The organism is Pseudomonas sp. SWRI179 (assembly GCF_014268705.1).
GTDB classification, from domain to species: Bacteria; Pseudomonadota; Gammaproteobacteria; order Pseudomonadales; family Pseudomonadaceae; genus Aquipseudomonas; species Aquipseudomonas zanjanensis.
Genome location: NZ_JABWRA010000043.1, coordinates 1 through 24,703, shown reverse-complemented (window position 1 = coordinate 24,703; position 24,703 = coordinate 1). Strand labels below are relative to the sequence as shown.

The following is a 24,703-nucleotide window of genomic DNA, read 5'->3' as shown; positions in this document are numbered from 1 at the left end:
GAATCAGTCGTCGCGCGCGCCACCGAAGTAGGCGCAGCCGCGCTGGACCTGGTTGTTGACTCGCAACTCGGCGCTCATGTGTTGCACGCTGCCAGTGGCGCTGTCGACACAGCGTGCCGGTGTCACCCAGAGTTCGACTTTCTCGCCGTTGGCTTCGGTGCCGAGGTTGAAGCGGCCATCGCCCAATTGCTCTTCGACATAAGGCACTGCCAGTGGCGGCTGACCTACGCGATCCAGTACCAGGCCCTTGCCGCTGGCCGTGAGGGTCCATTCCGGACTGTGGCCCACTGCACGCAGAATCATGCGTTTGAAGTCAGCGTTGTCGCATGTGGTCCCCGACGGTTCCAGGCGATAGAGCTGCTCGACGTCCAACTGGCTGTCGGTACCGGCCGCCGCGCTGGAAACGATGCGACCGCGTACGTCGGCAAACAATTTGCCGTGATCGTCGGCCAAGGATGCAGCTTGTTGCAGGACGCTGGTGCCGCCGGCGTCGTTGACGATGTAGCGGCGTTGTTCCTGGCACGGCTGGATGACCAGTTTGCCATCGGCCGCCGTGAGTTCGCCCTGCAGGCGCACCTGGCCGGCGTGGGAGGCGCTCTGACGAGGGGCGTCGAGCAATTGGCAGCCGGTGAACAGCGGCAGGAGGGCGACAAACAGCAGGGAGCGGGCGGCACGCATCATTGGGTCTCCAGACAAGTGTCGCCACGTTACTCAGACTGATCTCACATCACAACCCATAGGAGCGGTGTAGGAACGGTGTAGGAGCTGTCGAGTGCAACGAGGCTGCGATCTTTCCCCTGACAATTGAGTCTTGAATGAAAGACCAAAGACCAAAGATCAAAAGATCAAAAGATCAAAAGATCGCAGCCTTCGGCAGCTCCTACACGGGTAGGTGATCGGTCAACCCACGTGAAACGTCTGACCGGTTTGCAGGCCTTCGACGCTCTTGGCGTAGGCCAATGCCACGTCCACTGCGGGTACGGGCTTGAAGCCGCGGAAATAAGGCGCGTATTTGTCCATGGCTTCCAGTAGCACGTTCGGGCTCACCGAGTTGACCCGCAGGCCCCGTGGCAACTCGATTGCCGCGGCGCGCACGAAACTGTCCAGGGCGCCATTGACCAGGGCCGCCGACGCGCCGCTCTTGATCGGATCGTGGCTGAGCACGCCAGTGGTGAAGGTGAAGGATGCGCCGTCGTTGGCGAATTCGCGGCCGATCAGCAGCAGGTTGACCTGGCCCATCAGCTTGTCTTTCAAACCCAGGGCAAAGCTGTCTTCGGTCATCTCGGCCAGGGGCGCAAAGGTGACGTTGCCGGCGGCGCAGACCAAGGCATCGAAACGGCCGGTCTTCTCGAACAGGGCGCGAATCGAGGCGCTGTCGCTGATATCCACTTGCAATTCACCGCTGTGACGGCCGATCCGAACGATGTCGTGGCGGGGCGACAGTTCGTTATCGATGGCCGAACCGATGGTGCCGTTGGCGCCGATCAACAGGATTTTCATGAGCTGTTCCTCAATGGGCTGAATGAGTTTTCAGTCTAGAGGGGTTCTTTCCATTGATAATCATGCTAATAGGCAACCTTTGGTTTTCATTTGGAAACAATCCAATGAGCGAAATGGATGACCTGGCGGCATTTGCCGTGTTGATGGAGGCCGGCAGTTTCACCTTGGCGGCCCAGCAGTTGGGGTGCAGCAAGGGTCAGTTGTCCAAGCGCATCAGCTTGTTGGAGAAGCGCTTTTCAGTGGTGTTGCTGCAACGCACCACTCGACGCTTGAGCCTCACGGCGGCAGGGGCGGCGTTGTTGCCCCAGGCCCAGGCATTGTTGGTGCAGGTAGAAAGGGCGCGTCAGGCATTGGCGCGGTTGAAGGATGACATCTCCGGGCCGGTGCGTATGACGGTGCCGGTTTCGTTGGGCGAAACGTTCTTCGAGGGTTTGTTGACGGAGTTCGCTCGCACCTATCCCGACGTGCAGATCGAACTGGAGCTCAACAACGGCTACCGTGACTTGAGCCGCGATGGCTTCGACCTGGCGATCCGTTCCGACGCTGCCATCGATGAACGGCTGGTCGCCCGGCCAGTGCTGGCGTGGCACGAAATGACCTGCGCCAGCCCGGCCTACCTTGAGCGTTACGGCGCACCTGAGACGCCCCAGGCCCTGGCCGAGCACCGCTGCTTGCTCAACAGCCACTACAGCGGTCGGGAAGAATGGCTTTACCACCAGCAGCACGAACTGCTGCGGGTCCGCGTCTCAGGGCCGTTTGCCAGCAATCACTACAGCCTGCTGAAAAAAGCCGCCCTGGCCGGCGCCGGAATCGCCCGGCTGCCGTCGTACCTGCTGCATGAAGAGTTGGCTGACGGACGCCTGCATTGGCTGCTGCGCGATTACCAGACCCGGCGCATGCCGATGTACCTGGTGCACCCGTACCAGGGCGGCCTGCCCAAGCGCACCCAGGTGCTGGCTGATTATTTGATCGATTGGTTCAAGCGCAGCGGCGAGGCGTTGGATCGGCTGCAGCGATAGTCCAGCTATTGGAGATTTTTTGTGGGAGCGGGCTTGCTCGCGAAGACGGTGGTACATCCAGCATTTATGCAAACTGACCCACCGCCTTCGCGAGCAAGCCCGCTCCCACAGGGGATCTGTGTTCAGGCGTGGGCGTAGCGCTTGGCAATCAGGTGGTCGATCGACAGCAGCCCCGGCCCACGGGCCATCAGGTAGAGCAAGACCGCCGCCCAGGTGCCATGGGTCGGGTAGGCGTCCGGGTAGACGAACAGCTGGATGGTCACGGTCATGCCCAACAAGGCCAGCGCCGAAAAGCGTGTCGCCAGGCCAAGCAGGATCAGCACCGGGAACACATGCTCGGCTGAGGCCGCCAGGTACGCGGCCAGTTCCGGCGACAGCAGCGGCAGGGCGTATTCGCTTTTGAACAGGGGAATGGTCGAGTCCGCCAGGTGCGGCAGGCCGACCTGGAAGGTGCCATCGAGCAGGTCGATGGCCAGGCCTTCGATTTTGGTCTGGCCGGATTTCCAGAACACCGCGGCAATCGAGAAACGTGCGACGAAGGCGATCAGGCTGTGGGGAATTTTCTCCAGCCATTGAATGAAACCGGCAATCAGGGTGTTCATGGAGATACCTGTTCGGCGAGGAGGTGAGTGATGGCCTGGTGACGGATGAGGCCCGCCAGGGTGTGTTCCAGGTCGAGGTCGTTTGAGGCTTCAATGGCTGCAATCAGGGACACCCCCTGTTGCAGGGCCGTGATAAAGCCATGGGCAGCGTGACTGATCGCAAACACCTTCACGTCCAGGCCGTTGCGCAGCACCAAGGCGTTTTGCGCGGGGAAGGCTTCGAACGGCACCGGCGTCTGGTGCTGATGGGCGGCCCAGATCGTCACTACAGCGAAGGGCGATTGCAGCAGGCGCAGTGACGGGTGAAGCCCAATCTTCAGGTGTCCCGCCAGCGTGGGGGACGACAGCGCCTTTACAATTTGTTCTTGCGCCATGGGCTCGGCGTCGGCGGCATGCCAGGCTTGTAAATGCAGTCGCTCCAGGCGAGCGACGTCCGTCAGGTACGGCACGCTGGCGGCGGGTTCGAAGTGTTTGATGAACTCGGCAAAATCGTTCCCGTAGTCGCTCATCACCGGGCTTCGCGGCGCTGTCGATTGGACGTAGACCCCGGCCATGGCCCGAAAGAATTCCTCACCCACCAGATGCACCACCACCGGATAGTTGTCGGCCAGGGCGTTGATCAATGAACCGAGCACGTTATTGCGGTACACCGCGAAACGGCTTTCCGGGGCCGCGCCGTTGGCGCTGACCAAGCCGGGCGGACACGCTTTGCGCGGGTCGAGCAGGGCGGCGGTGAAGGCGTGCTGGTTGCTCATGACCGCGCTCCTGCGGCGCTCAACAGACGATCGGCCTGGCGCGCTTCGGCCAGCAGCACCTCCCACGCAGGCACGTGATTGTCGCGCTCGATCAAGGTGGCGACCGGCCCGATCCGCTCCAGCACCTTGAGATACAGTTGCCAGACGGCGTGGTCGACGGGGGCGCCGTGATCGTCTATCAGCAGGCGCTCGCCGAGGCTGTCGGTGTCTTCGGCAAAGCCTGCCAGGTGAATTTCGCCGGTCGCGTGCAAGGGCAGGGCACCGAGGTAGGCCAAGGGATCGCGGCAGTGGTTGATGCACGAAACGTAGACGTTGTTCACATCCAGCAGCAGGCCGCAGCCAGTACGGCGGATCACTTCGCTGATGAAGTGTGGCTCGTCGAGGGTCGAGGCTTCGAAGGCCAGGTAGGTGGCCGGGTTTTCCAGCAACAGCGCGCGTTTGAGGCTGCTCTGGACCTGATCGATGTGCTGGCAGACGCGGTCGAGGGTTGCTTCGTCGTAGGCCAGGGGGAGCAGGTCATTGAGGAACACCGGGCCGTGGCTGGACCAGGCCAGGTGTTCGGAAAAAGACTGGGGCTGATAGCGTTCGATCAATGCGGCCAGGCGCTGCAGATGCGCAACATCCAGCGGCCCCTCCCCACCGATCGACAGGCCGACACCGTGCAATGACAGCGGGTACTGCTCGCGTATCCGCCCCAGGAAGTGATGAAGCGGCCCGCCCGCCACCATGTAGTTTTCCGCGTGCACTTCGAAAAAGCCCAGATCCGGTCGGGTCTGGAGCACTTCACGAAAATGCTCGCTCTTGAGCCCCAGCCCCGCCTTGGGCGGCAACCGGCTATCAAGGGCGGGGGAAGGGGTCTTCAACATGGTGACGGGCCTCAGGCAGATGCGATCAGGATTTGGCTTTGAACGCTTCGAGCTGGCCGAAACCGGTCGGGGAAGTTTTGCTTTCCATGGTGGTGCAAGTGCCTTTTGGCACCGATTTCCAGGCGTTGCCCTGGTAGTCCATTTTTGCCGTACCTGCGCAGGTGGTGCCGGCACCGGCGGCGCAATCGTTCTTGCCTTTTAGGGCAACGCCGAAGCATTTCTCCATGGTGTCGTCGGCTGCGTGGACGGTCGAGACGGCTGTCATGCTCAGGGCAGAACCCAGGGCCAGGACCAGGGCGGTGGCGGACAGGGTGCGGGTCGAAGCAGTCATGGTGATTCTCCAGTCTTCAGGGAAATGAACCGGCGTTAGTGCCGGTCTACTGAACTAGAGGAGGGAGAGGGGAAAGCGTTACAGCGTCTGCAGATTTTTTTCGGTTTTCCCCAAACCCGTGGCGAGGGAGCTTGCTCCCGCTGGGCCGCGCAGCGGCCCCAAGGTGTTGCGGTCGCTGCGCAACCGAGCGGGAGCAAGCTCCCTCGCCACAAAGGCAATCATTTTACGAAGGGCAAAAAAAACGGCCCGAAGGCCGTTTTTTTTTGCGCCAGACTTAACCGCCCAAGTACGCCTCGCGCACTTTCGGGTCGGTCAGCAAGGCTTCGCCGGTGCCTTGCATCACCACGCGACCGTTCTCCAGCACGTACGCCCGGTCGGCGATTTTCAGCGCCTGGTTGGCGTTCTGCTCCACCAGGAACACCGTCACGCCATCCTTGCGCAGCTGTTCGATGATGTCGAAGATCTGCTGGATGATGATCGGTGCCAGGCCCAGGGACGGCTCGTCGAGCAGCAGCAGCTTGGGCTTGCTCATCAGCGCACGGCCGATGGCGAGCATTTGCTGTTCGCCGCCGGACATGGTGCCGCCGCGCTGGGTAAAGCGTTCTTTCAGGCGTGGGAAAAGGTGCAAGACCTTGTCCATCTGTTCCTGATAGTCGCCCTTGTCAGTGAAAAAACCGCCCATGGCGAGGTTTTCTTCCACGGTCAGACGGGCAAATACCCGACGGCCCTCAGGCACCACGGCGATGCTCTTGCGCATGATCTGCGCCGAGTCCTGACCCACCAGTTCCTCACCCATGTAGCGGATGCTGCCGCTGTGGGCCTGGGGCGAACCGCAGAGCGTCATCAGCAGGGTGGATTTGCCGGCGCCGTTGGCGCCGATCAGCGTGACGATTTCGCCCTGGCGGACCTCGACGTTGACGCTGTGCAGGGCCTGGATCTTGCCGTAGAAGGTGGAAACGTTTTCGAACTGCAGCATTTACGCTTCCCCCAGGTAGGCTTTGATCACTTCAGGATTGTCGCGGATCTGTTCCGGCGTGCCGTCGGCCAGGGGCGTGCCCTGGTTGATCACGACGATGTGGTCGGAAATGCTCATGACCAGCTTCATGTCGTGCTCGATCAACAGCACGGTGACGTTGTGCTCCTCACGCAGCACGCCGATCAGCGCCTTCAGGTCTTCGGTTTCCTTCGGGTTCAGGCCGGCGGCCGGTTCGTCGAGCATGAGGATCCGTGGACGGGTCATCATGCAGCGGGCGATTTCCAGGCGCCGTTGCTGACCGTAGGCCAGGGTCCCGGCGGTACGGTTGGCAAACTCGGTGAGGTTGACCTTGTCCAGCCAGTACTCGGCGTATTCCATGGCCTCGCGTTCGCTCTTGCGGAACGCCGGGGTCTTGAACAGGCCGGCAAAGAAGTTGGTGTTCAAGTGACGGTGCTGGGCGATCAACAGGTTCTCGACCGCTGTCATGTCCTTGAACAGCCGCACGTTCTGGAAGGTGCGCACCACGCCCTTGCGGGCGATGTGGTGACCGGGCAGGCCCTGGATGGGCTCGCCGTCCAGCAGGATGGTGCCGCCAGTTGGCTGGTAGAAGCCGGTCAGGCAGTTGAACACGGTGGTCTTGCCCGCGCCGTTCGGCCCGATGAGGGCAACCACTTGCTTCTCTTGCACGGTCAGGGCTACGCCGTTGACCGCCAGCAAACCGCCGAAGCGCATGCTCAGGTTTTCGACTTTCAGGATCTCGCGGCTCATTTGCGCAGCTCCATGTGGGGGCGTTGCATAGGCAGCAGACCTTGAGGACGCCAGATCATCATCAGCACCATCAAGGCGCCGAACATCAACATGCGGTATTCACTGAATTCACGCATCATTTCCGGCAGCAGGATCATCACGATCGCCGCCAGGATCACGCCCAGTTGCGAGCCCATCCCGCCCAGCACCACGATGGCGAGGATGATCGCCGACTCGATGAAGGTGAAGGATTCCGGCGTCACCAGGCCCTGGCGAGCAGCGAAGAAGCTGCCGGCAAAACCGGCGAACGCAGCGCCGAGGGTAAAGGCCGACAGTTTGATCACGGTGGGGTTGAGACCCAGGGCACGGCAGGCGATTTCGTCTTCACGCAGCGCTTCCCACGCGCGGCCGATCGGCATGCGCAGCAGGCGGTTGATGACGAACAACGCGGCCAGGGCCAGCAACAGAGCAACCAGGTAGAGGAAGATCACCTTGTTGATCGAGCTGTATTCCAGGCCGAAGTACTCGTGGAAGGTCTGCAGACCTTCGGCGGCTTTACGTTCGAAGGTCAGGCCGAAGAACGTCGGTTTCTCGATGTTGCTGATGCCGTTCGGGCCACCGGTGATGTCGGTCAGGTTACGCAGGAACAAACGGATGATCTCGCCAAAACCCAGGGTCACGATCGCCAGGTAGTCGCCGCGCAAGCGCAGGACCGGGAAACCCAGCAGGAAACCGAAGGTGGCGGCCATCATCCCGGCGATCGGCAGGCATATCCAGAAGCTCAGGCCGAAGTAATGGGACAGCAGCGCGTAGCTGTAGGCACCGACGGCGTAGAAACCGACGTAACCCAGGTCCAGCAGGCCGGCCAGGCCTACGACGATGTTCAGGCCCAGGCCCAGCATCACGTAGATCAGGATCAGCGTGGCGATGTCCACCGCGCCGCGCGAACCGAAGAACGGCCACACCAGGGCCACGACGATCAAGCCCAGCACGATCCAGCGCTGGGTGCTCGGCAGGGTCAGGAAGTTGCTGGCCTTGGCCGGCATCACCGGCAGGCCGGGCGAAGACTTCCACGCCGCGCTGATCTGCGTGCTGAACAACACGCGCACGAACATCAACAGCGAGCACACGGCGATGGTCGCCAGGATGGCCGGGCTGGTGCCGTGCACTTCCAGGTTGATGCCGACGATGGTCAGTTTAAGACCCAGTACCGGGTAGGCCACGGCCCAGACCAGCAGGGCGCTGAAGAGCGCCGATTTGAGATGCCTAGTCATACTTTCTCAACCTCCGGGCGGCCCAGGATGCCGGTCGGCCGGAATAACAAAACCAGAACCAACAAGCCGAATGCCACGACGTCCTTGTACTGGTCGCCGAAGATGTCGGCGCCAAAGGCTTCGGCCACGCCCAGCACCAGCCCGCCGAGCATGGCGCCGGGGATGCTGCCGATGCCGCCCAGTACCGCGGCGGTGAAGGCTTTCAGGCCCACGAGGAAGCCGGCGTTGGGGTTGATCACGCCGTATTGCATGCTCAACAGCACCGCGGCGATGGCGGCCAGGGCCGCACCGATGACAAAGGTCAGGGCGATGATGTTGTTGGTGTTGATGCCCAGCAGGTTGGCCATCTTGATGTCCTCGGCACAGGCGCGGCAGGCGCGGCCCAGGCGGGAACGGGAGATGAACAGCGTGAGGCCGAGCATGGCGACCAGGGTCACCACGAACACCACGATTTGCATGTAGGAAATCAGCACTTCATGTGCCCCGCCTGGCCCGATGGCGAAGTTGCCCGGGATCAGGTTGGGAATGGATTTGTCCTTGGAGTCTTGCGAAAGCAGTACCGTGTTCTGCAGGAAGATCGACATACCGATGGCGGAAATCAACGGGATCAGACGGTTGCTGCCGCGCAGGGGGCGGTAGGCGATCCGTTCGATGCTGTAGCCATAGGAACTGGTGACCACGATGCTCGCGATGAAAGCCGCGGTCATCAACAGCGGGACACTGTCGAGTCCCATCATGGCCAGCCCGGCGATGGCGATGAACGCCACGTAGGAGCCGATCATGTAGACCTCGCCGTGGGCGAAGTTGATCATTCCAATGATGCCGTAGACCATCGTATAGCCGATGGCGATCAGGGCATACGTGCTGCCAACGGTCAGGCCGTTAACCAGCTGCTGGAAGAAGTGATAGATGTCAGGCATTACAGCGCTCCTAAAAACCTGATACGCATTTCACTGGTGGAGTCATTTTCCCGCCCGGGTCCCATGGATCTGCATCCACTTCGGACTCGAGTTTTGCCAGCGAACCGCTGATGACGGTTTTGAGATTTTCAGGTGGGGAGACTGGCGGATCACGCCAGCGCGGCCCAATACATTTAAAACAAAGCCCACGGCACGCCGTGGGCTTTATTGGCAGTCAGTCAGGCCAGGCCTTACTGAGGCGAAGCTTCGGTTTTAGGTTTGCCGAAATGCCACTCGTAGACCACGAACTTGAAGTCCTTCAGGTCGCCGTTCTTGTCGAAGCTCAAGTCACCGGTAGGTGTCTTGAAGGTGCCGGCGTGGATGGCTTCAGCCACTTTGCCTGCGTCTTCGCTCTTGGCAGCCTTGATCGCGTCGGCGATCACGGTCACTGCGGAGTAGGACGGGAATACGAACGGACCGCTCGGGTCTTCTTTCTTGGCCTTGAACGCGTCAGCCAGGGCGACGTTGGCCGGATCCTGGTCGAAGGATTTCGGCAGGGTCACCAGCAGGCCTTCGGAAGATTCCTTGGCGATCTGCGAGATGGAATCGTTACCCACGCCTTCCGGACCCATGAACTTGGCCTTCAGGCCTTTTTCCTGGGATTGACGCAGGATCAGGCCCAGCTCCGGGTGGTAGCCGCCGTAGTAGACGAAGTCGACGTTGGCTTGCTTGAGCTTGGCGATCATCGAGGAGAAGTCTTTGTCGCCGGCGTTCACGCCTTCGAAGACGGCCACTTTCACGCCTTTGCCTTCGAGGGTTTTCTTCACGGCGCTGGCGATGCCTTCACCGTACTGCTGCTTGTCGTGCAGGACCGCAACGACTTTCGGCTTGACGTGGTCGGCGATGTAGTTGCCGGCCGCAGGGCCTTGGGCGCTGTCCAGGCCGATGGTACGGAAGATCATCTTGTAGCCGCGAGCGGTGATGTCCGGGCTGGTAGCCGCCGGAGTGATCATGATCACGCCTTCGTCTTCGTAGATGTCGGAAGCGGGCTGGGTGGAGCTGGAGCACAGGTGGCCGACCACGAACTTGATGCCGTCGTTGACGACTTTGTTCGCGACCGCGACCGCTTGTTTTGGATCACAGGCGTCATCGTATTCAACGGCGACCAGTTGCTTGCCGTCGACGCCGCCCTTGGCGTTGATCTGTTCGATGGCCATTTTCGCGCCACTGAACTGCATGTCGCCGTATTGGGCTACAGGGCCGGTTTTCGGGCCGGCGATGCCGATCTTGATGGTGTCGGCGGCAAACGAATGGCTGGCAACCCCGGCCAGAACCATAGCGGCAAACAGTTTGGAAATCTGCTTAGTAGCCTTAGTCATAGTGCTCCACTCATGCTGTTGTAGTTTTTATAGTCCTGGCGCCGTAGCAGCAGAACCGGGTCAGATATCTTGGATACCCTCGCGGAAAATGCCCCCGGCAACTGTACCGGTACAGTGTAGAGCGCCGATTGTTGGCAAGGGAAGCTGGCGCTTGGGGGCAAAACCTGGAGGTGTCGCTTAATTGAAAGAAAAAGACAGAATAGCGGCGGGGGTTGTCCGGTCGTTTCGGCAATCCTTGGCTTTCCTGCGCTTTTCAATCGGTGCTGCAATTGCTACCGGGTTTTTCTGCCAGACCACCGACGTTATCATTCGCGCCGATTTCTTTTCCGGACAGCTCCCATGAATCAAGAACCTAGCACCCTCTATGCCAAGCTGCTTGGTGAAACCGCATCCATCACCTGGAAAGAGCTGGAGCCGTTCTTTGCCAAGGGTGCCCTATTGTGGGTCGATCCGGCACTGGATCTGATCGCCGCCGCCGAGGCCGTGGCCCAGGACGAAGGTACCAAAGTCGCCGCCTGGCTGGCCGCCGACCAGCTCGCCAAGCTGTCTGAAACGCGGGCGCTGGATTTTTTGGAGCGCGATCCGCAGCTCTGGGCGGTGGTGGTTTCGCCCTGGATTATGATCCAGGAAAGGGCGTCGAATTGATCGATGCACCAAGTTGGTTCGCTCGTTGGCCTGATTGAAAGTGTGTAGGTGAGTAGCGTGATGTCAGCCTGCCGTGGCGAAACGCCACAGGGCAGGGTGACGTATACGTAACGGGAACAGTTCATTGAGCAGCCTTTGGGCTGCTCAATTGTTTCTGGATGTTGTCTCGGTGGTGTATCCAAGGCCGCCTTCGCGAGCAAGCCCGCTCCCACAGTGGACCGCGTTTCTTCAGAAAGAATGCGGTCCACTGTGGGAGCGGGCTTGCTCGCGAAAGGGGCAACGCGGTGCTGCGCCAGCCTCAATAAGACCTGCCCGTATGGTTATTAAGGGAAATAACCTTGGTCTTGCCAATCCGGTGACGATAGATCTCGCGCAGGTACTTGATGGATTTCTTCACGCAGTCGCGGGACAGGCGGATGTCGTTGATCGAGACGAACTTGTCTTTATCGTTGATCAGCTCACGGTACTTTTTCTCATACATCGGCTTGATCGCGTACCAGTTGGTGTCGAGGATCTTTGCCGGGTTCTCGAACTCATTGAGCAGTTCGTCGATGCGGGCTTCGTCGAAGTCTTCATTGATGATGAAGTCCAGGATCGAATTGTCCAGGGTCTCGTCGAAGCGGTACGGGGTGCGGGCGAAGCAGCGCTTGATGAACGCCACGATCAGGGTCAGGAAGTCATCCGACAGGCACGGGCTCTTGGCGATCAGGGTGGTCAGCGACAGGTTGGCCGAGGCGCCGATCACCAGCGCGTAGCGCTTGAGGGTGGTATTGGGGAACAGGCTGTTGAGGTGGGTCTTGAGCCGGTTCAGGTCCATGTAGGACAGCTTGTAGTCCTTGGGCAAGGAGACAATGGACACCACCGACGAGCAGTTCTTGAAGAAGTGCAGGTCGTGCAGCGCGGCGGCGTCGTAGCCGGAGTTCTTGTACTGCTCCAACGAGGCACGGTAGCGCTTGGATTCGATGGGTAACAGGCTGATGCCTTCGATGGCCTGGGTGACCTTGTTAAAGTGCGGCAAGTCGATGGAGCGGAAGAACAGGTCGTCGATGTTCAGGCGCGGCGGCTCTTTCTCGAACACCTTGAACTTGTCGCCGCTCGGTGCCGGGGTCTCGGGGACGACGGACTCGGCGTAGGCAATCGCCACCGGGCCAGCCAGGCTCATGAACAGGTCGTTGGCATCCAGGCGAATGGTTTCGCCGATGTCGATGCCGGCGCGACGGAAGTAGTTCTGGTCGTAGTCGGTGGTGACGGCCTGGGCCGTCAGGATGTTGAAGATCTGCTGGGAGATGTACTGGTTGGCGTGCTTCTCCATGGCATTGACATCAATGTTCTGGATGTTGCCGTCATCGCTTTCTTCGGCGTAGCGCATGATGTCGTTGGAGATCAGCATCATCGCGTTCCACGGGCGAATGCGGCCCATGACGCTGGCTTCGCTGCTGTCTTCGTTGGCGAAGTTGTACGAGAAATCCCATTCTTCCGACAGGTACTTGCACAGCAAGCGTCCGGCGTTGATGTGCAGCGCCTCGGACATTTCGCTGCGATGGTCGGAAATGTTCGGCAACACGCAGATGCCGCTGGTGAAAATCGGCTCGAAGACGAAGGAATGACCGCTCTTGCTGTCGTGCTCGTCCATCGGCTTGGTGTCGAACGTCTTGTTCATATACGAGTACTGCTGGGCCAGGCCGAACTCCGAGGCCATGCCCGAACCGGTACCGCCGCCAGCGCTGAAGATCGAGAAATAGAGGCGCGACTGGTTGGCCTTGATGCCGCAGCTGTCGATCAGGTACGAGTGGATCATTTTCCAGTCGGGGCTGGAGAATCGCTGGGTGTCCTTGTTCAGGATGATCTTGGCCAGGTACTGGCCGAGGATCGGCGCGTTACCGGCACCACCGGCGTGGACTTCCGACAGGTCCATGATTTTCATTTTGCTGTAGTCGCGCAAAAAGCCGCTTTTCTCGCCCTTGCGCGAGAAACGGATGCGCCCGGCGATGTCCTTGTCCAGGTCGCCGAGCATCACCAGCGGTTCCACCAGGAACACCGGCTTGCTGGCCTTGCTGGTGCCCAGGCGCAGGTTGTTGCGGATCCACTGCGCCGGGCTGTAGCCCTTGTCGCTGTAGCCTTTGTCTTCGGCGTTGAATTCGTTGAGGTAGAACTTGCGGGCGTTGTACACCAGCTCGGCCACGTCCAGGGCGATGTTGGAGCCGCAGCGACCCAGGCCGATCAGGCACACCGACGGAAACTCTTGCTGGGCACGGTCGAATTCGTCGTCTACCAGGTGCGGTGGGCGCGGGAACACGGTGTCACGCAGGCCATCGAGGTTGTCGAGGATACGGTCGGTATTGGTTTCGGTGAAATACAGGTACTGCTGGGTCGACAGAGGGCGCGGAGGGGGCGACGGCTTCGAGACTTCAGGGCCGTTGGCGGCCGGGCTCAAGGTCAGATCGGATACCGCAGTGGCTGTTTTTTTTGAGGTCATTGTGCGCCATGTGCCTGAACTGGTGGCTCGACGAATGCGATCATCGAACCCTCGCGGATGGGAATTCGCGCCGGGATAAACGCGAATGTCGGTCCAAGCGGTCAGGGCTGCAGCCTGAGCAGCGCTCGGGATAATCTTTTCCTGATCATGTTGAATCGGCCACCGAACCTCGATCTTTAACCAATAAAAGGCAAAATGATGGCAATTGTTGCAGGGTATTGACCGGCATCAAGAAATACGCCGCTTTCCATGGTCGGGTATCAGCCTTGCGAATAATTGGAGACAGGCCCCGTGCCGCTGTCTAGATTGCATAACCAGGCCACGGATCGTTGGCCCATAACAATAAAAGAGACGGACCCATGCAGAACTCGACCCAAGCGGCGAATGCCTGGCGCATTCTGTTCCTGTTGTTCCTGGCCAACCTGTTCAATTTCTTCGACCGCACCATCCCGGCGATCATCATCGAGCCGATCCGCATGGAATGGAGCCTCAGTGACTTCCAGATCGGCATCATCGGCACCGCGTTCACCATCGTTTATGCCATTGCCGGTTTGCCCCTGGGGCGCATGGCCGATAACGGTTCGCGCAGCAAATTGATGGGCTGGGGGCTTGCGGCTTGGAGCGGGCTGACGGCGGTGAACGGCCTGGTCGGCAGTTTCTGGGCGTTTTTGGTGGTGCGCATGGGCGTCGGCATCGGCGAGGCCAGCTACGCGCCGGCGGCCAACTCTTTGATTGGCGATCTGTTCCCGGCCCATCGGCGGGCGCGGGCCATGGGCATTTTCATGCTCGGGCTGCCGCTGGGGCTGCTGCTGGCGTTTTTCACCATCGGCGCGATGGTCAAGGCCTTCGACAGCTGGCGCGCGCCGTTCTTCATCGCGGCGGTGCCGGGGCTGGTGCTGGCGGTGTTCATGTTTTTCATCAAGGAGCCCAAGCGCGGCGCGGCGGAAACCGTGCAGGTGTCCCAGGAAAAGATCGACAAACCGGTCCGCCGGGTGCTGGCGATTCCGACCTTTCTTTGGTTGGTGCTGGCGGGGCTGTGCTTCAACTTCGCGACCTATGCCTGCAACTCATTCCTGGTGCCGATGCTGCAGCGTTATTTCCTGATGCCGCTGCACGAGGCGGCCGTGGCGACCGGGATCATGGTGGGCGTGACGGGCTTGTTCGGGCTCACCCTGGGCGGCTGGGTCGCCGACAAGATCCACCAGCGCGTGCCCAACGGCCGCCTGCTGTTTGCCGCGTTCAGCCTGGCGATTTCGACGGTCACCACGGCGTGGGCCCTGCATGCCGGGCGCATAGAAATCGGCGTGTTCGTGGCGGTGTTCAGCGTCGGTTGGCTGTTTGCCTATAACTTTTACACCTGCGTCTACACCGCGATCCAGGACGTGGTGGAGCCGCGCCTGCGCGCCACGGCGATGGCGTTGTACTTTGCCGGGCTGTATTTGCTCGGCGGCGGCCTGGGGCCGGTGGTGGTGGGCGGCTTGTCCGACTACTTCGCCCGCACGGCCATGGCGACCGCAGGCGCCCCGCAGATGACCGAAGCCTTCAAGGCCATCGGCCTGCATGACGCGATGTACCTGATCCCGGTGGCGTTGCTCCTGACCATGGTGTTCCTGTTCCTGGCGTCACGCTGCTTCGTGCGCGATGCCAAGCGGATGAAGGATGGGATGAGTGCAGTGGTGGTGCCCGAAGGTGTCGTGGCGACGGCCTAATGAGATTTTGTGGCGCCGATGCTTTTGTGGCGAGGGAGCTTGCTCCCGCTCGGTTGCGCAGCGACCGCACCATTTTTGGGGCCGCTTCGCGGCCCAGCGGGAGCAAGCTCCCTCGCCACAGAGGTGGTGTGTTGCAGGTTATCCAGCCTTGTCATCCCGCCCCCGCAACAGGCGATCAGGCATCGCTACCGCTGCGGCCAACCCCAGCAGCGACACCGCCGCGCTGATCAGCAGCAAATGCCGGAACGTCGCCTGCAACGCCTGGCGCAAGGCATGCTGCGCCTCGCCCGGGGCAGCGTTGAGGCCGTCGAGCAAGACGTTGCCGGAATGCCCTTCGCCGAGCGGCGACGAACCGGTGAGCTGGGCGAAGCTTGAATCCTGCAGCAAGGCCAGCAGCAACGCCGACATCAAGGCCACGCCCACCGCGCCGCCGAGGGAGCGGAACAGGTTGGTGGTGCTGGTGGCGACGCCGATGTCCTGTTGCTGCACGGCGTTTTGCGAACCCACCAGCGACGTGGGAAATTGCATGCCGGAGGCGATGCCGCTGAGCAGCATGAACAGGCTGCTGAGCCAGAACGCGTCAGGCGCGGTGAAGGCCATGCCGAGGATCGCGAATGGAAAGAGCAGGGCGCCGCTGAGGATCATCGGTTTGTAGCGCCCCGTGACCGAGGTTCGGCGGCCGGCGAAATACGCGCCAATGGGCAGCCCCATCGCCAGCGGCAACAAGTGCAACGCGGCGCTGTCAGCACCGGCGCCGGTCACGCTCTGGAAGCGCAACGGCACCAGCACCGTCAGGGAAATCGCCTGGAAACTGGTGAAGAACACCGTGCACCAGCACAGCACCGCGCTGCGGTTGGCGAACAGGTGCATCGGCAGCAACGGTTCCCGGGCCCGGCGCTCGTGCCAGGCGAACATCCCCAGCGCTACCCCCGCGCAACCCAGCAACCCCAGCACTTCAGGGCTGTGCCAGGCATGGCCTTGGCCGACCTGGGTAATCCCCAGCAACAATGCTGTCAGGCCGATGATCAGCAACACGGTGCCCAGGTAATCGATGATCGGCGTGCGTTGCGGTACTGGCAGCCCGACCAGGGTGCGCCGGGCCACCCACCAGGCCGCGAGGCCCAGTGGCAGGTTGATCCAGAACACCCAGCGCCACGATAGGTATTCGGTCATGTAGCCACCGAGCACCGGCCCGGCCACGCTGGCCACCGCGTACATGCTGCTGAAATACCCCTGGTAGCGACCCCGCTCCCGGGGCGGGATGATGTCGCCGATGATCGCCTGGCTCACCGAAATCATCCCGCCGGCGCCGATGCCCTGGAAAATCCGCGCCAGTACCAGTTGTTCCATGTTTTGCGCCAGGCCACAGAACAGCGAGGCCAGGGTGAACAGGCCCATGCCGAACAACATCAGTGGTCGGCGGCCATAAAGGTCGCCGAGCTTGCCGTAGATCGGCACCGCCACGGTCATGGCGACCATGTAGCCGGAAATCACCCAGGCCAGCAGGCTGACGTCGGCGAATTGTGCGGAGATGGCCGGCATCGAGACGGCGACGATGGTCTGGTCCAGCGCACCGAGGAAAATCGCCAGCATCAGGGCAACCAGTACGCTGCGAATGGCCGGTTTTGGGGCTTGGAGCGTATTGAGCTGAGTCACGACAGAACCTGCGGGCGTCGCGCCAAAGAGGCGAATGGGATGAAGCCCGCAGTTTAAGTCGATAGGCGGCTATTCGATAGCCTCGTAAGGAAGCCCGACGTAATTTTCCGCAATGGTTTTTCGACCGGCCTCGGAGTCGAGGAAATACTCCAGTTCGGCTTCGCTGATGCGCTGGTTGAAGGCGTCGTCGTCGAAGCGGTGCAGCATCGACGTCATCCACCAGGAGAACCGCTCGGCTTTCCACACGCGTCGCAGGCAGATGGCCGAATATTGTTCCAGCAAGTCCACACGGCCGTCGCGATAGACCTTGAGCAAGATGTTGAACAGCGTGCTGACATCGCTGGCCGCCAGGTTCAAGCCCTTGGCCCCCGTCGGTGGGACGATGTGGGCCGCGTCGCCCACCAGGAACATCCGCCCATGCTGCATCGGTTCGACCACGAAGCTGCGCAGGGGCGCGATGCTTTTTTCGATGGAGGGGCCGGTCACCAAGGCGTCGGCCAGGTCGGCGGGCAGGCGGTTTTTCAGTTCACTCCAGAAGCGCTCGTCAGGCCAGTCGGCGACGTGTTCCTCGGCGGGGACTTGCAGGTAATAACGGGTGCGGGTCTTGGAGCGCATGCTGCACAGGGCAAACCCGCGGTCGTGCCGCGCGTAGACCAGCTCCTCGTGCACCGGCGGGGTGTCGGCCAGTACGCCGAGCCAGCCAAACGGGTAGACGCGCTCGAAGACCTTGAGCTTCTCCGCTGGAATGGACTGGCGGGCCACGCCGTGGAAACCGTCGCAACCGGCAATGTAGTCGCAGTCCAGGCGCCAGGCTTGCCCTTCATGTTCGAAGGTCACGAAGGGGTGTTCGGTTTGCATGTCGTGGGGCTGGGCGTCGCTGGCCAGGTACAGGGTGCGGGCGCCGGCGGCTTCGCGGGCGGCCATCAAGTCACGGGTGACTTCGGTCTGGCCGTAGACCATGACGTTTTTACCGCCGGTCAGGCCCTTGAGGTCGATGTGCACCCGCCGATCGTTGAGCACCAGTTCAAAGCCGTCATGGGGCAGGCCTTCGGCGTCCATGCGCTGGCCAACGCCGGCCTGGCGCAGCAGCTCGACCATGCCTTGCTCCAGCACACCGGCGCGGATGCGGCCCAAGACGTAGTCCGGGGCCTGGCGTTCGAGGATGACAGTGTCGATCCCGGCGTTGTGCAACAACTGGCCGAGCAGCAGGCCAGAGGGGCCGGCGCCGATGATAGCGACTTGGGTCTTGAGGGTTTTCATTGTTCTTATGACTCGCACGAAGCACGCGACCAGGGTCGGTGTTGATTGTTATGGACCGAGTGCCTGCATTTTTCGCTTGCGGACCTGTCAGTTGAAGGGGAAAACTGAGCCGATACCTGTTCTTTTCGCCAATTGGTGCGATTATCGCCCGCAACCCCAGGCCCGGATCCACGTTATGAAAAAACCTGACCTGCCTTCGATCCCGGTGTTCAAGCTCTACGGTGAGAGCCAGGAATGGCCGACGCCGGATCTGCTGCACTGCGAGACCATCTCCAAGCGCAGCCGCGAGCACCAATGGGAAATCAAACCCCATCGGCACGCCGACCTGTGCCAGTTGCTGTTTGTCTTCAAGGGCCAGGCGGAACTGGAAATCGAAGGCCGGCGCACGCAACTCACCGAGCCGGCCGTGCAGATCCTGCCGCCGCTGTCGGTCCATGGCTTTCGTTTTTCCGAGGATGTGGAAGGTTACGTGGTGACGTTGGCGGCGCCGCTGGTCACGCACCTGCAAGCGCAGCTGGGGCATTCGGTCAATGTGCTGGCCCAGGCCGAAAGCTACCCGGCCCTCGAGAATGCCGAGTACCTCAACAGCCTGTTCAGCGCCTTGCAGAATGAGTACATGGGCCATCAACCGGCCCGGGAAATGCTCATGCATGCCCTGGTCAGCGTGATCATGGTCTGGGTCAGTCGCCAGGTGATGCAGCGCCACACCCAGGCCCAGCGCCCGCAACGGGCCCGGGAGTACCTCAACGGTTTCATTCAGTTGGTGGAAGAAACCTATCGCGAGCACGTCAAGGTCGAAGACCTGGCCCATCGCCTGGGCATTTCCGTGTCGCACCTCAACGGCACCTGTCGTGAACTGGCGGGGCAACCGGCGTTGCAGATCATGCATGAGCGCCAGTTGCTGGAAGCCAAGCGCCTGCTGACCTACACCGGCATGACCATCTACGAGATTTCCGAACTGCTCGGGTTTTCCGACCCGACCAACTTCACCCGGCTGTTCCGCCGGCGCGTCGGCATCTCGCCCAAGGCGTTCCGGGACCGGCTCAAGACCGATCAACAGGAAGACTGACCACGCCTCAGCGCAGGGCGTTCAGGGTTGCGCTGTGGGGGATGCAGCGTTCGAAGTTGCAGCTGGCGTATTCACGGGGCAGTTGCCTGGCCTGCTCGACCCGGTAGGCCGCCGTGCCATACAGCGCAAGCGTAGCGGCGCAAGTGACGAAAATGGCGAGGCGTCTTCTTGTTTTGATGTTCATGGCGGTGACCTCTGAACGAATACCCGGGGGTACTGTATTCAGCATAGGTCAGCTATAGCGAGTTGCCAGCCAGGCAGGCTTTGTGTGTAACCCGATATTCAGAACACTGATATTCCCTGTTGGGCCCAGGCTTCAGGCTGAAGCCCTGCTTCATTGTGGCGAGGGAGCTTGCTCCCGCTCGGTTGCGCAGCGACCGCAAGAGCTTGGGGCCGCTGCGCGGCCCAGCGGGAGCAAGCTCCCTCGCCACAGGTTCATTTCATGTCAGGAATGGCAGCGTTTCCCAGCCAGTTATTCCAGGTGCTCCGGCTTCATCGGGTCGCCCGGCTTGACGTCCAGTTGGTGGCGCACGTCTTCGAACATTTCGTCGTAGTACTTGTGCATCGAACCGATGCTGGCAGCCTTGGGCAGGCCGTATTTCTGGGCGATGCGCGTGGCATGGCGGGCGAAGTCGAAGGCCTGGTCCTTGGCCAGGAAAAAGGTTTCGTCCAGGGTTTTTTCTTCCACCGTGCCGTGCAGTTGGAACGACATGCCCGTCTCGCCCTTATCATTCCGATCGAGCTTGTAGTCGATGCACAGGTTGTAGCTGAAATCATCCTTGTTCAGCGCATGGCGTTCCATGTGCAGGTGACCGGGTTTGAATGTGGCCATAAACGACTCTCCTTCGAAGGCATGGAGAACGGCAGACACCGTGCCTGCCGCATAAGTTTTCCCGTTAGCGATAAACAATGCCCGGCGTCGCCGTGCTGATGCGCGTGCCGGCGGTGCCCTGGACGATAGCATCGATGTCCGACAGCGACCCGATCACCGCGACCTTGCCGGTGTTGCGCGCGAATTCACAGGCGGCCTGCACTTTCGGCCCCATGGAACCGGCGGCGAAGCCGAGCCGTTCCAGTTCGTCGGGATGGGCCTGGGCGATGGCTTTCTGGGTCGGCTTGCCAAAGTCGATGAACGCGGCGTTGACGTCGGTGGCGATCACCAGCAGATCGCTTTCCAGCTGTTCAGCCAGCAGCGCCGAGCACAGGTCCTTGTCGATCACCGCTTCCACGCCTTGCAGCTTGCCGTCGGCGTCGTACATCGTCGGGATGCCGCCACCGCCGGCGCAGATCACGATACTGCCTTTTTCCAGCAGCCATTTGATCGGGCGGATTTCAAAGATGCGCTTGGGCCTGGGGCTGGCGACCACGCGACGGAACTTGTCGCCGTCCGGGGCGATGGCCCAGCCTTTTTCAGCGGCCAGTTCCTGTGCTTCTTCCCGGCTGTAGACCGGGCCGATGGGCTTGGTGGGGGTTTGGAAGGCCGGGTCGTTGGCGTCCACTTCAACCTGGGTCAGGAGCGTGGCGAAGGGGACTTCGAAGTCCAGCAGATTGCCCAGTTCCTGTTCGATGATGTAGCCGATCATGCCCTCGGTTTCGGCGCCGAGCACGTCCAGCGGATACGGCGTGACCGAGGTGTAGGCCGCCGCCTGCAGCGACAGCAGGCCGACTTGCGGACCGTTGCCGTGGGCGATGACCAGTTGGTTGCCGGGGTGGATCTTGGCGATCTGTTCGGTCGCGGTGCGGATGTTGCTGCGTTGATTGGCTGCGGTCATGGGTTCACCCCGACGCAGGAGGGCGTTACCGCCCAGGGCAACGACGATGCGCATGGTGCTGTCCTTTAAAAAATGGATCGAACGACGCAGTCCAACTGTGGGAGCGGGCTTGCTCGCGAAAGCGGTGTTACAGGCAATATTTATCTGGACTGATACACCGCTTTCGCGAGCAAGCCCGCTCCCACATTGGATCGCATTCCTACATGGGGGCGGGCTAGGGTTTAAATATCCGCCAACGCCGCCACCAGGATCGCCTTGATGGTGTGCATGCGATTTTCCGCCTGCTCGAAGGCGATGTTGGCCGGGGATTCGAACACCTCCTCGGTCACTTCCACGCCGTTGGCCAGGTTCGGGTAGCGTGCGGCGATGTCCTTGCCGACCTTGGTTTCACTGTTATGGAACGCCGGCAGGCAGTGCATGAATTTCACCCGTGGGTTGCCCGAGGCCTTCATCATCTGCGCGTTGACCTGGTAGGGCAGCAATTGCTCGATGCGCTCATCCCAGGCCTCCACCGGCTCGCCCATGGACACCCAGATGTCGGTGTGGATGAAGTCCACGCCCCTGACGGCTTCCCTCGGGTCTTCGGTGATGGTCAGGCGGGCGCCACTTTCGGCGGCGAAGGCCTGGCACTGGTCGATGAAATCCTGGTGCGGCCACAAGGCTTTTGGCGCGCCGATGCGCACGTCCATGCCCAGCTTCGCGCCGATCATCAGCAACGAATTGCCCATGTTATAGCGGGCATCGCCCAGGTAGGCGTAGCTGATGTCATGCAGCGGCTTGTCGCTGTGTTCGCGCATGGTCAGGGTGTCGGCGATCATTTGGGTCGGGTGGAATTCGGCGGTCAGGCCGTTGAACACCGGCACCCCGGCGAACGTGGCCAGCTCCTCGACGATCTCCTGCTCGAAGCCACGGTATTCGATGGCGTCGAACATCCGCCCCAGGACCCGGGCGGTGTCTTTCATGCTTTCCTTGTGGCCGATCTGCGACGACACCGGGTCGATGTAGGTGACGTGGGCGCCCTGGTCGTGGGCGGCGACTTCGAAGGCGCAGCGGGTGCGGGTCGAGGTTTTCTCGAAGATCAGCGCGATGTTCTTGCCCTTGAGGTGCGGCTGTTCGGTGCCGGTGTACTTGGCACGCTTGAGGTCGCGGGACAGGTCCAGCAGAAAGTGCAGCTCGCGGTTGGTGTGGTGCATCAGGCTCAGCAGGCTGCGGTTGCGCATGTTGAACGCCATGGTGTGGATCTCCTCAGGTGTAGGTTTTCCCCGAGACCGATTTTGGATAAGGAACGGCCCCGGTTCGAAGTCAGTAATCGATCGGGTCGCGGATGATCGGGCAGGTCATGCAATGGCCACCGCCCCGGCCCCGGCCCAGTTCGCTGGCGCTGATGGTGATGACTTCCACGCCGGCCTTGCGCAGCAGGGTATTGGTGTAGGTATTGCGGTCGTAGCCGATCACCACGCCCGGTTCCACCGCCACGACGTTGTTGCCGTCGTCCCATTGCTCGCGTTCGGCGGCGAAGCTGTTGCCGCCGGTTTCCACGACTCGCAACGCGGGTAGCTTGAGCGCGGCGGCCACGGTGTCGAGGAAGCTGCCGTCCTCGCGGCGCACGTCGATGCCGCCGGGCTTGCTCTCGTCAGGGCGCAGGGAGAAGGCGACGATCTGGCTCACCACTTCGGGGAATACCGTGACCAGGTCGCGGTCGCAGAAACTGAACACGGTGTCCAGGTGCATGGCGGCCCGGGATTTCGGCAAGCCGGCGACAATCACCCGTTCCACCGCCTTGTGCTTGAACAGGTTCAGCGCCAACTGGCCGATGGCCTGGCGGGACGAGCGTTCGCCCATGCCGATCAACACCACGCCGTTGCCGATGGGCATGACGTCGCCGCCTTCAAGGGTGGCGTTGCCGTGGTCCTGGTCCGGGTCGCCGTACCAGACCTGGAAGTCCGCGTGGGTGAACTCGGGGTGGAATTTGTAGATGGCGCTGGCCAGCAGGGTTTCCTGGCGCCGCGCCGGCCAGTACATCGGGTTCAGGGTCACGCCGCCATATATCCAGCACGTGGTGTCGCGGGTGAACTGGGTGTTGGGCAACGGCGGCAGGATAAAACTGGAATGTCCGAGAAAGTCGCGGAACATCTGGATAGTCTTGCCACCGAAGCTGTCCGGCAGGTCATCGGCCGAGACGCCGCCGATGAGGAATTCGGCGATGTGGCGCGGTTCCAGGCTGCGCAGCCACGAACCGACTTCATTCACCAGGCCCAGGCCCACCGAGTTGGCGGTGATCTTGCGCTGGAGGATCCAGTCCAGGGCTTCGGGGATGGCGACGATGTCGGTCAGCAGGTTGTGCATTTCCAGCACGTCGATGTCACGCTCGCGCAGCTTGGTGACGAAATCGAAATGGTCGCGCTTGGCCTGGTTGACCCAGATCACATCGTCGAACAGCAGCTCGTCGCAGTTGTTCGGGGTCAGCCGCTGGTGGGCCAGGCCTGGGGAACAGACCATGACTTTACGCAGTTTGCCGGCTTCGGAATGAACGCCGTACTTCACTTTTTCCGTGGTCATTACACATCCTCCCGTTAAAACAATCAGCCAACTACAAGGTCAGGAAGCCGTCGTAGAGCCCGTAGGCGGCCACGAGGGCGCCTGCGACCACCGCGGCGAAAATCAGCTTCTCGACAGAGGTGAAAATCGGTTTGCCCAACTCGCGCTTGGCCTTGGCGAACAGGATCGCGCCAGGGGCGTAGAGCAGGGCGGAGAGCAGCAAGTACTTGATGCCGCCGGCATACAGCAGCCACACCGCATAGATCAGGGCGATGGCCCCGATGACCAGGTCCTTGCGCCGCTCGGCCGCGAAGCCTTCATAGGTCTCGCCGCGCACCGCCAGCAGCAGCGCATAGGCCGCCGACCAGAGGTACGGCACGAGGATCATCGAGGTGGCGAGGTAGATCAGTGACAGGTACGTGCTGGCCGAGAACAGGGTGATGACCAAAAACAGCTGGACCATCGCATTGGTCAGCCACAGGGCGTTGGCCGGTACGTGGTTGGCGTTCTCCCGGCGCAGGAACTCGGGCATGGTGTGGTCTTTGGCGGCGGCAAACATGATCTCGGCGCACAGCAATACCCAGGACAGCAGGGCGCCGAGCAGCGAGATGATCAGGCCGACGCTGATCAGCACCGCCCCCCAATGCCCAACGACATGTTCCAGCACGGCGGCCATGGACGGGTTCTGCAACTTCGCCAGTTCAGGCTGGGTCATGATGCCCAGGGACAGCACGTTCACCAGCACCAGGAACAGCAGCACGGTGATGAAACCGATGACGGTGGCCTTGCCGACGTCGCTGCGTTTCTCGGCCCGGGCGGAAAAAATGCTCGCGCCCTCGATGCCGATGAACACCCACACGGTGACCAGCATCATCTTGCGCACCTGGTTCATCACGCTGCCCAGGTCCGGGTTCATCGTGCCCCAGATGTCCCGGGTGAAGATCTCGAGCTTGAAAGCGAACAGGGCGATCAGCACGAACAGCACCAGCGGCACGATCTTGGCGACGGTGGTGACCAGGTTGATGAACGCGGCTTCCTTGATCCCGCGCAGCACCAGGAAATGCACCGCCCACAGCAGCACGGAGGCGCCGATTACCGCCGCGACGGTATTGCCTTCACCAAAGATCGGAAAGAAGTAGCCCAAGGTGCTGAACAGCAGCACGAAGTAACCGACGTTACCCAGCCACGCGCTGATCCAGTAGCCCCAGGCCGACGAAAAACCCATGTAGT

25 protein-coding genes are annotated in these 24,703 nt (G+C 61.4%); 5 read left to right on the top strand and 20 right to left on the bottom strand.

Annotated features, from left to right (window positions below; translation table 11 throughout):
• Nucleotides 1–3: 3 nt before the first annotated feature.
• The gene (locus HU767_RS21765; RefSeq protein ID WP_186708450.1) at nucleotides 4–678 is read right to left on the bottom strand and encodes a hypothetical protein; all 675 of its coding nucleotides are present in this window, start codon (nucleotides 676–678) and stop codon (nucleotides 4–6) included.
• Between the two features lie 222 nt (nucleotides 679–900).
• Nucleotides 901–1,500, bottom strand: a complete 600-nt coding sequence (locus HU767_RS21760) for a short chain dehydrogenase (RefSeq protein WP_186708452.1) — start codon at nucleotides 1,498–1,500, stop codon at nucleotides 901–903.
• A gap of 104 nt (nucleotides 1,501–1,604) precedes the next feature.
• Between HU767_RS21760 and HU767_RS21755 the strand changes: the two genes are divergently transcribed.
• Nucleotides 1,605–2,519 carry a LysR family transcriptional regulator gene (locus tag HU767_RS21755; protein WP_186708454.1) on the top strand — a complete coding sequence of 305 codons (915 nt, stop codon included), beginning with the start codon at nucleotides 1,605–1,607 and terminating at the stop codon, nucleotides 2,517–2,519.
• A gap of 122 nt (nucleotides 2,520–2,641) precedes the next feature.
• Here the strand turns inward: HU767_RS21755 and HU767_RS21750 are convergent, their stop codons facing one another.
• The 9 genes from HU767_RS21750 to HU767_RS21710 form a co-directional block, all read right to left on the bottom strand.
• The gene (locus HU767_RS21750) at nucleotides 2,642–3,121 is read right to left on the bottom strand and encodes a DoxX family protein (RefSeq protein WP_186708455.1); all 480 of its coding nucleotides are present in this window, start codon (nucleotides 3,119–3,121) and stop codon (nucleotides 2,642–2,644) included.
• A complete protein-coding gene (locus HU767_RS21745) occupies nucleotides 3,118–3,876 on the bottom strand; it encodes a DNA-binding domain-containing protein (protein WP_186730433.1) in 759 nt (252 codons plus the stop codon). The genes HU767_RS21750 and HU767_RS21745 overlap by 4 nt, the downstream gene beginning before the upstream one ends.
• A complete protein-coding gene (locus HU767_RS21740) occupies nucleotides 3,873–4,742 on the bottom strand; it encodes a DUF692 domain-containing protein (RefSeq protein WP_186730432.1) in 870 nt (289 codons plus the stop codon). The genes HU767_RS21745 and HU767_RS21740 overlap by 4 nt, the downstream gene beginning before the upstream one ends.
• Before the next feature lie 25 nt (nucleotides 4,743–4,767).
• Nucleotides 4,768–5,073 (bottom strand): DUF2282 domain-containing protein, encoded by a 306-nt coding sequence (locus HU767_RS21735; RefSeq protein ID WP_058544229.1) that lies wholly within the window; start codon nucleotides 5,071–5,073, stop codon nucleotides 4,768–4,770.
• Nucleotides 5,074–5,347: 274 nt separating this feature from the next.
• Nucleotides 5,348–6,049 (bottom strand): ABC transporter ATP-binding protein, encoded by a 702-nt coding sequence (locus tag HU767_RS21730; protein ID WP_053119042.1) that lies wholly within the window; start codon nucleotides 6,047–6,049, stop codon nucleotides 5,348–5,350.
• On the bottom strand, nucleotides 6,050–6,817 hold the full coding sequence (gene livG, locus HU767_RS21725) for a high-affinity branched-chain amino acid ABC transporter ATP-binding protein LivG (protein ID WP_053119044.1): 768 nt from the start codon (nucleotides 6,815–6,817) through the stop codon (nucleotides 6,050–6,052).
• Nucleotides 6,814–8,070: a high-affinity branched-chain amino acid ABC transporter permease LivM gene (locus HU767_RS21720; RefSeq protein ID WP_186708461.1), complete on the bottom strand. Its 1,257-nt coding sequence runs from the start codon at nucleotides 8,068–8,070 to the stop codon at nucleotides 6,814–6,816. Before HU767_RS21720 ends, livG begins: the two co-directional genes overlap by 4 nt.
• Nucleotides 8,067–8,990, bottom strand: a complete 924-nt coding sequence (gene livH / locus HU767_RS21715) for a high-affinity branched-chain amino acid ABC transporter permease LivH (protein ID WP_014336891.1) — start codon at nucleotides 8,988–8,990, stop codon at nucleotides 8,067–8,069. The genes HU767_RS21720 and livH overlap by 4 nt, the downstream gene beginning before the upstream one ends.
• Nucleotides 8,991–9,220: 230 nt before the next feature.
• The gene (locus HU767_RS21710; RefSeq protein WP_186708463.1) at nucleotides 9,221–10,348 is read right to left on the bottom strand and encodes a branched-chain amino acid ABC transporter substrate-binding protein; all 1,128 of its coding nucleotides are present in this window, start codon (nucleotides 10,346–10,348) and stop codon (nucleotides 9,221–9,223) included.
• Nucleotides 10,349–10,529: 181 nt separating this feature from the next.
• On the opposite strand from HU767_RS21710, the gene HU767_RS21705 reads away from it, so the two are divergent.
• The gene (locus HU767_RS21705) at nucleotides 10,530–10,691 is read left to right on the top strand and encodes a hypothetical protein (protein ID WP_186708488.1); all 162 of its coding nucleotides are present in this window, start codon (nucleotides 10,530–10,532) and stop codon (nucleotides 10,689–10,691) included.
• A complete protein-coding gene (locus HU767_RS21700) occupies nucleotides 10,688–10,993 on the top strand; it encodes a DUF2288 domain-containing protein (protein WP_053119051.1) in 306 nt (101 codons plus the stop codon). The genes HU767_RS21705 and HU767_RS21700 overlap by 4 nt, the downstream gene beginning before the upstream one ends.
• Nucleotides 10,994–11,291: 298 nt before the next feature.
• On the opposite strand, the gene HU767_RS21695 is transcribed toward HU767_RS21700, so the two are convergent.
• Nucleotides 11,292–13,469 (bottom strand): hypothetical protein, encoded by a 2,178-nt coding sequence (locus HU767_RS21695; RefSeq protein WP_186708465.1) that lies wholly within the window; start codon nucleotides 13,467–13,469, stop codon nucleotides 11,292–11,294.
• A gap of 359 nt (nucleotides 13,470–13,828) precedes the next feature.
• Here HU767_RS21695 and HU767_RS21690 point away from each other — a divergent pair, with 359 nt between their 5' ends.
• Nucleotides 13,829–15,178, top strand: coding sequence for an MFS transporter (locus tag HU767_RS21690; RefSeq protein ID WP_053119054.1), 1,350 nt, complete (start codon nucleotides 13,829–13,831; stop codon nucleotides 15,176–15,178).
• A 138-nt stretch (nucleotides 15,179–15,316) separates the two neighbouring features.
• Here HU767_RS21690 and HU767_RS21685 read toward each other — a convergent pair whose 3' ends face one another.
• Nucleotides 15,317–16,834: a DHA2 family efflux MFS transporter permease subunit gene (locus HU767_RS21685; RefSeq protein ID WP_186730431.1), complete on the bottom strand. Its 1,518-nt coding sequence runs from the start codon at nucleotides 16,832–16,834 to the stop codon at nucleotides 15,317–15,319.
• A 69-nt stretch (nucleotides 16,835–16,903) separates the two neighbouring features.
• Nucleotides 16,904–18,094 (bottom strand): 4-hydroxybenzoate 3-monooxygenase, encoded by a 1,191-nt coding sequence (pobA, locus tag HU767_RS21680; RefSeq protein WP_186730430.1) that lies wholly within the window; start codon nucleotides 18,092–18,094, stop codon nucleotides 16,904–16,906.
• A 175-nt stretch (nucleotides 18,095–18,269) separates the two neighbouring features.
• Between pobA and HU767_RS21675 the strand changes: the two genes are divergently transcribed.
• Nucleotides 18,270–19,163, top strand: a complete 894-nt coding sequence (locus HU767_RS21675) for a helix-turn-helix domain-containing protein (RefSeq protein WP_186708473.1) — start codon at nucleotides 18,270–18,272, stop codon at nucleotides 19,161–19,163.
• 7 nt (nucleotides 19,164–19,170) lie between these two features.
• Here HU767_RS21675 and HU767_RS21670 read toward each other — a convergent pair whose 3' ends face one another.
• From HU767_RS21670 to arcD, 6 genes are all read right to left on the bottom strand, one after another.
• Entirely contained in the window at nucleotides 19,171–19,347 is a 177-nt protein-coding gene (locus HU767_RS21670) for a hypothetical protein (protein ID WP_162843733.1), read from the bottom strand.
• Between the two features lie 288 nt (nucleotides 19,348–19,635).
• Nucleotides 19,636–19,995 carry a DUF5064 family protein gene (locus HU767_RS21665; RefSeq protein ID WP_186708475.1) on the bottom strand — a complete coding sequence of 120 codons (360 nt, stop codon included), beginning with the start codon at nucleotides 19,993–19,995 and terminating at the stop codon, nucleotides 19,636–19,638.
• 64 nt (nucleotides 19,996–20,059) lie between these two features.
• Nucleotides 20,060–20,989 carry a carbamate kinase gene (gene arcC / locus HU767_RS21660; protein ID WP_186708476.1) on the bottom strand — a complete coding sequence of 310 codons (930 nt, stop codon included), beginning with the start codon at nucleotides 20,987–20,989 and terminating at the stop codon, nucleotides 20,060–20,062.
• Nucleotides 20,990–21,156: 167 nt separating this feature from the next.
• The gene (locus HU767_RS21655; protein ID WP_186730429.1) at nucleotides 21,157–22,167 is read right to left on the bottom strand and encodes an ornithine carbamoyltransferase; all 1,011 of its coding nucleotides are present in this window, start codon (nucleotides 22,165–22,167) and stop codon (nucleotides 21,157–21,159) included.
• Nucleotides 22,168–22,237: 70 nt separating this feature from the next.
• The gene (gene arcA, locus HU767_RS21650) at nucleotides 22,238–23,494 is read right to left on the bottom strand and encodes an arginine deiminase (RefSeq protein ID WP_186708480.1); all 1,257 of its coding nucleotides are present in this window, start codon (nucleotides 23,492–23,494) and stop codon (nucleotides 22,238–22,240) included.
• A gap of 31 nt (nucleotides 23,495–23,525) precedes the next feature.
• The coding region (gene arcD, locus HU767_RS21645) for an arginine-ornithine antiporter (RefSeq protein WP_186730428.1) at nucleotides 23,526–24,703 on the bottom strand (1,178 nt) is incomplete at its 5' end.